This is a genomic window from Thermoplasmataceae archaeon, from assembly GCA_038729425.1.
In the GTDB taxonomy this organism is placed as follows: domain Archaea; phylum Thermoplasmatota; class Thermoplasmata; order Thermoplasmatales; family Thermoplasmataceae; genus B-DKE.
Genome location: JAVYSB010000001.1, coordinates 342,313 through 353,537 on the forward strand (window position 1 = coordinate 342,313; position 11,225 = coordinate 353,537).

Here is an 11,225-nt window from a genome sequence, read left to right on the forward strand (position 1 = left end):
GAATCTATAGTTAACTAGAATTGCTATCGGCTAACACTGCTCCTAAGAAAAGTTTACATAAATCGCAACAGCTATACTTCTTATGGAATCATTAATTAAGTACTCTAATAGCGCAGCTTCTATGCCAAATAATAGTGATAACTTGTCCAAAAATATGAGAAAAACTCTCAAATATGTGTATGCAGTATAACAGGTGATAACATATGTTAAAACGGAAAATTGTTTTGGTAATTGCGGTTTTTGTAGCATTTGCCATGGTTTTGTCATCGATTGCCATAGTTGGAGGGACTTTTGTTAATGGTAGCTCCACGCACCAGAGCACATCGGCAAGCTCTGCTCCTGGAATAGCGCTGAGCGGAAAAGCTGCGCAGATAATGAAGGATACTGCCCAAAAAGGTATTCCTGCCACCGCGGTAATGCTTCCGAACTTTAACGCACCTGTCCATAAGGAGGGTGGAGCTATTTTGCCATCATACCTTTCCGCGCCAGCACCAATGGGAATTGGAGCCTATGGAGTGGCACCGAGTTCTAGCGGGTTCACTGCCTACAATCTTACTACGTCTGATATAATGGCATCTTTGACCATCAACAACCTGAAGGATTTCTATGCACTTGACGATGGACCAAACAGCGTCACTTTCCAGTTGAATGCCGTTCTGGATAACGTTGCATTGTTCGGACATAGCAATTACTCAATGTGGACACAGAATGTGGTCTTATTTTCAGCAAGGACTAACATTCTTTCCTTTGAAGACAACATCTGGAATTTCTCCAGTCCTCTTACCTACCTGACTGGAAATGCCATATACAGCTCCACTGGCATTGTGTATCCATATACTGGTGTTCACATTGCAATCGGACCTGCATTCCAGGTAACCTATCCTTTCACCCTTGACCTTTACCTTAACACCTCGGTAGTCGGAGGTAGATCCACGGTTTTCTTCAACTACTCTCTTTCATGGGGTGGAAACTATGTATCCGGAACATACGATGAAGTCATCTTCAACTCCATAAGTCCGAATACTGCATACGTTGCCCCCAACCCTCAGTTTCTCATCAGCGGTAACACTGTTACGCCAACTGGGTTCATCCCCTATGATGCCGAGATAATGATCGGAGGACCTGGAGGAGGAAGCACTGCAAACGTACAGGCAATAAGTGCCACGATGCAGCTAGAATACCTTTCCGGAACCAGCTATAATCCGTTCCCAAACACATTTGACGTCGGATCTGAAACCGGAGAAACCTCTCAAGGGGTCGCAGTATCTTGGAACTCAAATGATGTGGCGACACTTACTGCTGGTCCTTCCTATGTCTACGGAATGTGGGGAATTTCTCCAGCAGGTACACAAATGACCACCTTCACTGGAACGGTGAACCCGCCTAACTCGTTTATGTTTGCCTCTCCGACAAGCTCATTCAATCAGACACTCGCTTCATGGGTACCTCTAAGCAGCACTGGACAGTTTTCATTTACCCTACCTTATGGAATATTGGCTGCCGAGGTAATGCTCAGCAACTATAATCCACAGTATGTTACTCTCACGGGAAGCAACGTTCAGATAAGCCTAGTGCAAAACTTTGAACTTGGCGTTTACACTCCACTTTACGCCTTTGGCAATGCTCAGCTGAAATACATATCATACCCGAGTTTTGGATGGCACAACAGCCAATATGTGCTATATAACAATCCCTCATACACTGGTTACCTGAATCCGCTATTTGGCATGCTCAATGACTATGTCTTTCCGGCTTTCCAAGGTATCCTCCTCAGTGACGTGACGGCCCCAGTTTTGATAACACATGCACCAACATTTACAGTCAATTACATGGACTACGCACCTTCTGCACTCATAATTAGCTTCTTCGAGCTTCCATCAACAAATGACCTGGGAATATTCCTGTACCAGACGTCCAACACTGTGATCTCTAACAACTATATCAGTGGATGGTTCTCCTACGAGCAGAGCGGATTCCCCGTGGCTAATCTCGTCCTGTGGAACTCACAGTATAACCTGGTAGAAAACAATTATTTCAACGCCCTTGACAGCTCTATGCTTGTATACAACACTGCCTCCCAGATGGGCCACAACTACATAATAGGCAATATCTTTGCACAGTCCCCTACTCTGAACAGCACGAATTATGCTCCCATAGCGGTATCGCCAACGCTGACTGAAGTGGCGAGCGGACCTGTTGGACTCTCCGTATACAGCAGTGACAACCTCATAACGGGGAATTTCTTCACGGTGTACAACACAGCACTCAGCCCGGATTACAGCATATACTCTGGAAGCTCGGTGGCATACAGGGACAACTGGAACCATAACTACTGGTGGAACTATGTCCCCGGAACCGGACCTTACAACAACTTTGGCCAGATCACTTCCGGTTATGACTACCACCCAATTGTCTTTGGATATTTCCATCAGGGGGATCAGGACGACAACTACAATATGTATGCATGATTAGTTGAGTGCCTTTTTACCAACTAATCCAAATTTTTTTTCATTTTTTTGATAAATGGTGCAGTTAAGAACCCAGAAGGATTAATGGCCTCTACTTGACAGCCATAAATTAGGAAACAAGATTGCAAACGAAAATAGCTCGCGGGATCGCCCTCATCGTTAATTAACGGGAACGATCCTTATTGCTGTCACCTTGTATTCTGGAGTGTTCTGCTTCGAGTCCCTGTTCTGCCCAGTGATCTGGTTTAGTCTTACCTCCGGGTCGTTGAAAGTGGCAAATGCTGTACCATCTTTCAAGTCAAAATCCACTGAAACCTTGGTAACAGCTTCTCCATACCTGCTTACAAGCCTGACCCTCTGCCCGATTTCCAGATTTAGCTTATTGGCGTCCCCTCTGGAGATATAGACGTAGTCCGTATCTCGGAATGCCCTATTTCCAGACCTGTTGGTCATTGTGGCGGCATTGAACTGAAAAAGGGACCTTCCAGTTGAAAGCAGTATCGGATAGTCCCTGTCAGTAACTTCAGTGGTGGGATGATAGTCAATTACTGCAAGAGCCGTTTTTTTACCTAGTGTGAAACTGTCACTATGCAGAATTTTTGTCCCTGGATGGCTCTCATTCGGGCAAGGCCACTGTAACCCTCCATTTTCAATCCTTCCATAAGTTATTCCATGGCCACCGGACCAGACTTCCCTGATTTCATTCCAGACATCCTCTGGACTTCTGAAATTGAAGTACTCCCCAAAACCCATTTCCCCTGCCACGAGATCGATTATTTCCCAGTCGGCTTTAGATTCTCCTCTCGTAGTTATGGCTTTCCTCACTCTCTGGACCCTCCTTTCCGAGTTCATGAAAGTGCCGTCTTTTTCGTATGATGAAACCGCTGGAAGAAATACCGATCCAAATTTCTTCGCTGTCTCGTTCATGAAGAAATCCTGGATTACAATGAAATCCATGGAACTGAATGCCTTTTCCGTGTACTTCATGTTCGGGTTAGACATGTAAACGTCCCAGCCCATGACCCACATCCCTTTTAAACTCCCAGATGCAGCTGCATCTAACATCTGCATTTCATCCAGTCCCTTGTTTGAGGGTATCTTAGCCCTCCATACATCCTCGAATTTCTGTCTTCCTGCTTCTATGGGGATATATCCGGTAAGTTTCGACGGTTCGCATCCCATGTGCGCTGATCCCTGCACATTGTTCTGCCCGCGCAACGGATTGACGCCTGACCCCTCTATACCAATGTTTCCAGTGAGTAGGGCAAGATTAACAACGTCCATTACGCCATCCGTACCCTGAGAGTGTTCAGTCACGCCGAGTCCGTGAAACAGCATAGAAGGTTTCTGAATCGCATAAGTGCGAGCTGCCTCTCTTATCTTTGAGCTGCTAACTCCACAGATCCGGGCAGCCTTAGTTGGTGTCCATTCCTTGATTTTCTTGACATACTGATCAAAGTTGGTTATCCTCTCTCTTATGAAATCTTCGTCCTCAAGCCCCTCGGTCACAATGACGTTTGCCATTGCATTTAATAAGGCGATATTGGTGCCCGGTTTAATCTGGAGATGTATATCGGCCATCGAGGCGAGTTCCGTCTTCCTAGGGTCTATGACTATTAAGTTTGCTCCCTTTAGTGCTCTCTCCTTGATTCTGGCGCCTACTATGGGGTGACCTTCCGTGGGGTTCACTCCAACCAGCATCATTGTCCTGGTTTTTTCTATGTCATTAAATGAGTTAGTGGCAGCACCTGTTCCCAGTATTGCTCCCATTCCGGCCGCAGTTGGGGCATGGCACACCCTTGCACAGCCATCCACATTGTTAGTACCAAGCACAATCCTTGCAAACTTCTGGGAAAGATAGTTTTCCTCGTTAGTTGCCCTGGATGATCCGAGAACACCAACCGAATCTTGCCCGTACTTGGAGAGTAATCTTTTAAAGTTGTCAGCAACAACTTTTATGGCTACCGCCCATGTTGTTTTCTTCCATTCACCGTTTTCCCTGATCATAGGTTCAGTGATTCTGTCTGGTGAATCTACAAAGCCGAAAGAATAGCGGCCCTTGACACAGAGGTGCCCCTTGCTCACAGGAGAATCTTGCACCGGGAGAATCTCGACGATTTTGTCGTCAATTGTGCCTATGCTGATCTCGCATCCTGTGCCGCAGTACGGACAAACGCTTCTTGTGTATTTCTCTGGATATCCTTCAGTGAGTACGGCGAGATCCTCAATGGCTCCTGTAGGGCAGGTGTCAGCGCACGCCCCGCAGCTAACGCAGGAACTGTCCCTCAGGCTTTTGCCGCCGTCTGCGAGGATCTCTACCATTGGTCCCCTGTTCCACTTCTGCCAGACAAACTGACCCTGAACCTCATCGCATATCCTTACACATCTATAACAGTCGATACATTTATCCATGTCAACATAAATGAACGGGTGATCCGTCTCACTTGCTGAGAACGAAATCCTTTCCTTTACGGTTGCTGGTATCATGCCATAGTGTTCCAGATGATGATAGAATTCCTTTCTTCTGTCAAGTCCTGAGAGATCCATTTCGCCGTTCCTGGTCAACAAGCGAAGCGTTGTTTTTCTCTCATTCTCAATGTCTTCTGGAAACGCTTCAATTTTCATGCCATCCTGGATCATAGTTGTGCACGACGTCTCCGGCCGCGTCCTTCCATTTATTCTGACAATGCAGAGCCTACATCCTCCATATTCTTCAAGCCTATCATCATGACAGAGAGTTGGTATCTCTATGCCCATTTCCCTGGCTGCCTTCAGCACAGTAATCTGTTCCGGAAATGATTGCTCCTTTCCATCTATGGTTACTCGAAACACGCGCTCACCTCCTCGTGATAATTCGCTGTGGCGCTTTTCAGAAATTCGCCGAGACCACTGCCCAAACCACAGAGGCTCGTGTTCAGAAGGGTGTCGGAAAGGATATCGTATTCCTTTTCTGCCCAACTTTTTCCCTTTAATCGTTCCGTGAATATCTCCTCGACCGCTTTGCTGCCTAGTCTACACGGGGTGCATTTGCCACAGGATTCATAAGCTACGAACGATGCAACGTGTGCGATCAGTTCTCTAATGGATGTTCTATGGTCAAAGGCCACTATTCCTCCATGTCCGAGTTCTCCGCCGATAGATCTCATCTCTTCATATCCAATCTTGGTACCGAGCTTTGATGGTGGAATTATGCCGGCAATTGGGCCGCCCACGATGACTCCTTTCAATGTCCCGGATTTCAGACCACCGCCAATCACGTTGACAACCTCATCAAGTGTTGTTCCGAGTTCAACCTCATAAAGCCCCGGGTTTCTGAAAAGCGAATTGAGGGATATTGCCTTGGTCCCCCTGCTCCTTGAGAATCCAAGTTCAGAAAAGCGATCTGCGCCGTTGTTTATAATCCATGGGATATTAGCCAGAGTTTCCACATTATTTACTAGTGTGGGTTTTCCGAAGAGACCTCTTTCCGTTGGATAGGGCGGTCTTACAGAAACTTCTGGCCTCTTACCTTCAATGGATCTGAGCAGTGCAGTTTCCTCTCCACAAACATAACTGCCCATTCCGGGAACTACTTTGATTTCAAAGTTAAAACGAGAACCAAGAATTCCGGGTCCGACAAACCCAACTGATCTTGAGTCCTCTACTGCTTTAGTTACAACCTCCAAAGCACGCGGGTACTCCCTTCTGATGTAAATATATCCAACTTCTGCACCAGTGGCGTATCCTGCTATTATCGTAGATTCTATGAGCTTGAATGGATCATACTCCATTATCATCCTATCAATGTAGGCTCCGGAGTCACCTTCGTCAGCGTTTACTACTACATATTTCTCCATTGAAGGCTGGGCAAGAACAGACGCCCACTTCTTCCCCGTTGGGAATCCAGCCCCTCCCCGCCCCCTCAGTGAAGATCTGTCAATCTCATTTACAATGGCCCCGGGAGTCATTTTCAGTGCTTTCCTGAGTGCCATGAATCCACCGGATTTTACATACTCATTCACCGTTGTCATCGGTCCCTTCACAACGTTATCCAGGACGATTGCCGTGCGCGATTTTATTTCCACCTTTGGCACAGTATCTTTCTCGGAAGATGCGGGAGACTCATAACACTTACCAAGACAATAGGTTCTCGTGGGCTGCCTCATTGCAGCTTCAAAAGTCGACTCATCGTTTAACCTTGCGACAAAACATGCTGTGCCAGAACAGTATTCTGTTCCTTCACTTTCAGTCGGAAACGAGTAAAACGATTCGATCTGCCTGATATTCGCTCGCTTGAATGCCAAAACTACACCAGGATATCATTGATTGAAATCTATTTATAATATTGACCTCATACTTCAGTGGTTGTATTAAAATATATCAATTATCACATGCATACAGTTAAATTTACTAATCAGTTTGATCTAGAATTACTCGTTTAATATTGCACAATGGTTTGATGCCACAGTAACCAGGTAGTGCGATATTTGAATGCCTACCAAATTACACACTCTTGGCAAAATGAATTATTATTCAAATCTTCAACTTCATAAGGAACTTTACTCTCAGGATTCGATGAGGAAGAAGCTCGTAGAGATAGGGGTCGTAATGCTCATTGCTGGAGTGGCAATCCTAGCCATCGGGGGGATAACAATATCCGAGACTACAATTATATCTTCCCATTACAGCGAGCCTTCAAGAGGGGAATATATCTCCTATGAGATTAATGTTTCAGGATCAGGTAGTATTATTGTGTTCGGCAATGGCACAATTGGTTCGCTTGGTCTGGTAGCTGCAGATGATATCCACCTCGTGAATGCGTCAAACATTGCAACTATTGCAATCACGCCATCTGTGGCACTGGGCGGTCTTCAGATATATAATGTAAACCACAGTAGTTATTTCTTTGTTATCTTCACTGACTCCAGTCCAGAATACGTGTACACATATTTTCCTGGAGCTATGTTCGATGAGCTAGCAGGCATAATGGCAGGTGGATTTGCGATCTTTCTCACAGGGCTTACAGTGACCATAGTTGGAGTGTTTCTGCGGAACGACCGGCATCGATCTCTATAATGACGTAATTTAATATGGGCTGAATATACAGCCATCTATTTAACGGGACGAAAGATGAGCACCTGTAATAGGTTACTGCCCCCACTTGTTTCCCGTGTCATATCCTTTGCAGGTGTTCCCATTGCAAAAAAAACTGGGATAATGCCTATCTTTTTTTTCTAATTAAATGGCACTTTTTCCTTACCTCATCTCTGCTCGGGGAAACCACATATAATTCTGTTACCGAGGATGGGGACAGATCAATCTTTTATTCTAGGTTAAATAACGCAAACCGTTCAATCTAAAGGAACCTATAGGAAACGTAACTCTTAAATTCTATTGGAGTTATGTTATAATTGCGTTATGTCTAAAATAATCATATCTGGCGTTGGAAATGGTATGGGTTGTAATATATCCAGATTCCTTAAATCAAAGAGCCATGAACTTGGCATCTTATCCCGAGGTGATGTGGGAGAAAACGTGGCCAAGGCCCTTGGAGCTTTTTATGGAAGATGCAACCTTTTGGATTTTGAAAACACAAAGAATACTTTCAGTGAAATAGTTCATCACCTCGGTAAACTTGACGGAGTGGTTCACCTTGCAGGAGGATATTTTGGAAAAAAAATGTTGAAGAAATAGATCCAGCATACTTCCATTCAGCACTCACCAACAATGCCGCCACATTCTATAATGCCGTTGAAGCGTCATTGCCTCTTTTCTCTGAAAGTGGGGGGTCAATTGTGGTGGTCTCCGCCGCCAGAAATGTATACCTTAACAGCAACATTGGCTATGCGGCAGGAAAAGGCGCAGTAGACTATATGGTTAAAATTCTCGCGAAGGAGTTTATATCTAAAAAAATAAGAGTTAATGCTATCTCCCCAGGATTTATCACTAAGGAAAACTGCGGAGAAAGTGCAAGCCAAGATTATGTTGGCAGAAAAGGTAGGCACGGAGCGATCAGTGTCTCGGAAGCTATTGGCATGTTTATGGACAATAACATTGCTACCGGGCAAATTCTTGAAGTCGATGCAGGATTCAGTTCTGTGCTACCTGATGGATACTGAGTAACATGGTTTTTTAATAACGTTTGATTAGATATCTTATGGCATCGGTCGTAGCAGCAAATTTTGCAAAATTTGGAAAGAGAAGCGAGGATATTTTCTCCATTTCATCGGAATCTGCCTTCCCCATAGTCAAGAAATTCCGAGATGAAATAGATTTTGTAGTCATATCTAACTCCTATTCTGGCGAGTTCAATGGCATTTCAGGTTTGAACAATTTGATTACAACTCACTTGGGGATATATGACGTTCCTTCAGTGAGAGTTGACAATGCCAGCGGAAGTGGTGGTTCTTCGCTTCTTGTGGCAGACTCCTTAATCGCTTCTGGGCAAGCAAAGAGTGTGTTGGTCATAGGAACTGAAAAGATGACGGGTTTCCCGTCTAAGAAATCTACAGGCATCATTGCCTCCCTTCTACCACCTGAGGAGAGGGCAGAGGGGCTTTCACTGCCGTCTCTCGCTGCATTCATGGCTAGATCTTAAATAAGGGAGTTTTTCCCGTCCAGAGAGAGCATAGCCTCAGTAGCAGTTAAAAATCACCACAATGGTGCACTGAATCCGTATGCCCATTTCCAGGAAGAGATTAGCCTTGAAAGAGTCATGAATTCAAAAATAATTGCAGATCCGCTGAGGATTTATGAATACTGTCCAGTAAGCGACGGAGCAGTAAGCCTTTTGTTGACTTCTGATAAGTACAGTAGCAGTTTAAGCGATAAATGTATAAGGATATCGGGTTCAGGTTCAAGTTCTGGGGTCGCATCCATAACATCGCGATATTCTTTTACAACAATTGACTCAGTTAGGGAATCTGCAAGGAAAGCGTTCAGAAAAGCAGGGAAGAAACCGGCTGACGCAGATGTTGCTGAACTCCATGATATGGCTTCGGTTCTAGAGATAGTAGAGTCTGAGGATGTTGGTTTCTTCAAGAAAGGAGAGGGATGGAGGGCACTTGAAACCGGTGAGACCCAAATTGGTGGCAAGTTGCCGATCAACACAAGCGGTGGCCTAAACTCAAAGGGGCACCCCATAGGAGCGAGTGGTGTAGCTCAAACTGCTGAGATATATCTGCAGCTTACTGGGCAGGCAGGAAAGAGACAGGTAAATAACGCGAGCACCGGCTTCAGCGTGAGCATGGCAGGGTTTAGCAATAACTCGACTTCCTTTGTATACGAGGTGCCGTAATGAAATTTAATAAATGTCTCAATTGTTCAAAAGAATATTTGTTTAAACGAGTGGTGTGTTCTAAATGTGGATCAAATGACTTCATTATTATAAATGAGGAAAGTGGTCCCGTTTGATCAATCTAAGTCGATGGACCCGCCAGCCGTCAGACTAAACAGTTACGGTTTTTTCAAGTTTTTCTCGATGGTTGGAAGTTAATCCCTTGCATGGGACTATTACTGTAAAGGAGGTATAGTTGAAGGGCGGGGAGCCGCAATCACTAGGAGAGGATATCCTTTGATCTGGTTGCCTTGTTTCTGCGAGCTCGAATGATATACCTCCAATTCTGTAACTACCAACTTATTCATATTAGATGTGTTGTTAATGGCATCCAAGTAGGGTTTGTTATTGCTGAAGTTAATATTTTTCATAACTTCGGCCGAAGTTAAATTTTGCAAATATGCAGGAGAAGGCGAAGATTCTGTAAGAAGATATACGTCGCCTATCAAAAGGAATGGGATATTTCCATTCTGATCATAATCTGAGAAAAGCGATTGGTCACTTGAGTTTAATCTTGGTAAAGGCTGCCAATTCCTATTAGATACCTCAAAGCCATTGAAGACCACGTTCGGACTATTATATGCACTATTCAAGAATGTGAGTCCAGGCGTATCTCGAAATATATTAGAAGAGTTAGATTATATGTATTGGATGCAACTCCAGACACAAAATGCGGCCAGCCCCTTATAAATTACCTAACTTTCCGCGGCGCAAAATGGGCCGGCTTCAGAGGCTATTAAGAGTATAGGAACCATTCCCTCCAACATACTCAGGAAATGATGAAATTTTAGTTAAGTCAATAATATAACCTGAGGGCGTGTGCTTACGTTGTTCAGTTTCTTGGAAGGCGATGAGACAAAGTGAATACCCGCAATTGCCAGAGCCAATGCAACTATGGGTGCTGAGGCATATTTTATGAGTTTATGTCTTGCCTGTCTTGCTTGCGCTGCATCAACTCTTCGACTGGCAGTTTTATTATTTCTTGGTCTTAACTTATTATTGACTCTTCGTTTATGGTTTGTCATGTCTCCTCTTGAGCTTCATGATGTTGTTACGTTGAGCTGGACAACTGTCGGAGACTGCCTGAAGAGATAGCCGCTCAGGTTCTCGTTTACACTGACAGAAGTAATTCCGAGTTTGAAGTGAATTGAAGTGTAGTTGCTGTTATGGACGGGAAAGCTCGTATTCACAAACAGCGAAAGTGCAAGTTCATAGCTACCAGAAGCTATATTTATGGGAGGAGCCTTGAGAGGAAAAGCAAGAGTACTGCCATTCAGCAGCATGAGAAAAGGCACACTAACTGTATTGGTCGTTAAGCTTATGCCTCCGTAGACGGTTCCACCTGAAGACTTGTGGTTGGCAGTAGGCAGCTGATACAGTGTTGCCTCAAGAGCGAAAGTCGGGCCGAAACTGATCAACAGGGTCTGGTTATGTGTTATATT

Annotated in this window: 9 protein-coding genes; 6 read left to right on the plus strand and 3 right to left on the minus strand. The window is 44.7% G+C overall.

What is annotated here, in order from left to right:
• Positions 1-203 precede the first annotated feature (203 nt).
• Entirely contained in the window at positions 204-2,468 is a 2,265-nt protein-coding gene (locus QW597_01715) for a thermopsin (protein ID MEM0155306.1), read from the plus strand.
• 159 nt (positions 2,469-2,627) lie between these two features.
• Here QW597_01715 and fdhF read toward each other — a convergent pair whose 3' ends face one another.
• Positions 2,628-5,300, minus strand: coding sequence for a formate dehydrogenase subunit alpha (fdhF, locus tag QW597_01720; protein ID MEM0155307.1), 2,673 nt, complete (start codon positions 5,298-5,300; stop codon positions 2,628-2,630).
• Complete coding sequence (locus QW597_01725; GenBank protein ID MEM0155308.1) at positions 5,288-6,751, minus strand: NADH-ubiquinone oxidoreductase-F iron-sulfur binding region domain-containing protein; 1,464 nt, start codon at positions 6,749-6,751, stop codon at positions 5,288-5,290. Before QW597_01725 ends, fdhF begins: the two co-directional genes overlap by 13 nt.
• 187 nt (positions 6,752-6,938) lie before the next feature.
• Between QW597_01725 and QW597_01730 the strand changes: the two genes are divergently transcribed.
• The 5 genes from QW597_01730 to QW597_01750 all read left to right on the plus strand — a co-directional run bounded on the left by QW597_01730 (position 6,939) and on the right by QW597_01750 (position 9,744).
• Complete coding sequence (locus tag QW597_01730) at positions 6,939-7,523, plus strand: hypothetical protein (protein ID MEM0155309.1); 585 nt, start codon at positions 6,939-6,941, stop codon at positions 7,521-7,523.
• A 342-nt stretch (positions 7,524-7,865) separates the two neighbouring features.
• The gene (locus QW597_01735) at positions 7,866-8,141 is read left to right on the plus strand and encodes an SDR family oxidoreductase (protein MEM0155310.1); all 276 of its coding nucleotides are present in this window, start codon (positions 7,866-7,868) and stop codon (positions 8,139-8,141) included.
• Complete coding sequence (locus QW597_01740) at positions 8,138-8,566, plus strand: SDR family oxidoreductase (GenBank protein ID MEM0155311.1); 429 nt, start codon at positions 8,138-8,140, stop codon at positions 8,564-8,566. The genes QW597_01735 and QW597_01740 overlap by 4 nt, the downstream gene beginning before the upstream one ends.
• Before the next feature lie 38 nt (positions 8,567-8,604).
• Positions 8,605-9,045 (plus strand): hypothetical protein, encoded by a 441-nt coding sequence (locus tag QW597_01745; GenBank protein MEM0155312.1) that lies wholly within the window; start codon positions 8,605-8,607, stop codon positions 9,043-9,045.
• A gap of 117 nt (positions 9,046-9,162) precedes the next feature.
• Positions 9,163-9,744, plus strand: coding sequence for a thiolase family protein (locus QW597_01750; GenBank protein MEM0155313.1), 582 nt, complete (start codon positions 9,163-9,165; stop codon positions 9,742-9,744).
• A gap of 1,079 nt (positions 9,745-10,823) precedes the next feature.
• On the opposite strand, the gene QW597_01755 is transcribed toward QW597_01750, so the two are convergent.
• A partial coding sequence (locus QW597_01755) for a hypothetical protein (protein MEM0155314.1) occupies positions 10,824-11,225 on the minus strand: 402 nt, incomplete at its 5' end.

Bases quoted from the DNA above. Each gene is read 5' to 3' on its own strand.
- QW597_01745 (MEM0155312.1), top strand. From the start codon at position 8,605: ATGGCATCGGTCGTAGCAGCAAATTTTGCAAAATTTGGAAAGAGAAGC.
- QW597_01750 (MEM0155313.1), top strand. From the start codon at position 9,163: ATGAATTCAAAAATAATTGCAGATCCGCTGAGGATTTATGAATACTGT.
- QW597_01735 (MEM0155310.1), top strand. From the start codon at position 7,866: ATGTCTAAAATAATCATATCTGGCGTTGGAAATGGTATGGGTTGTAAT.
- QW597_01715 (MEM0155306.1), top strand. From the start codon at position 204: ATGTTAAAACGGAAAATTGTTTTGGTAATTGCGGTTTTTGTAGCATTT.
- QW597_01730 (MEM0155309.1), top strand. From the start codon at position 6,939: ATGCCTACCAAATTACACACTCTTGGCAAAATGAATTATTATTCAAAT.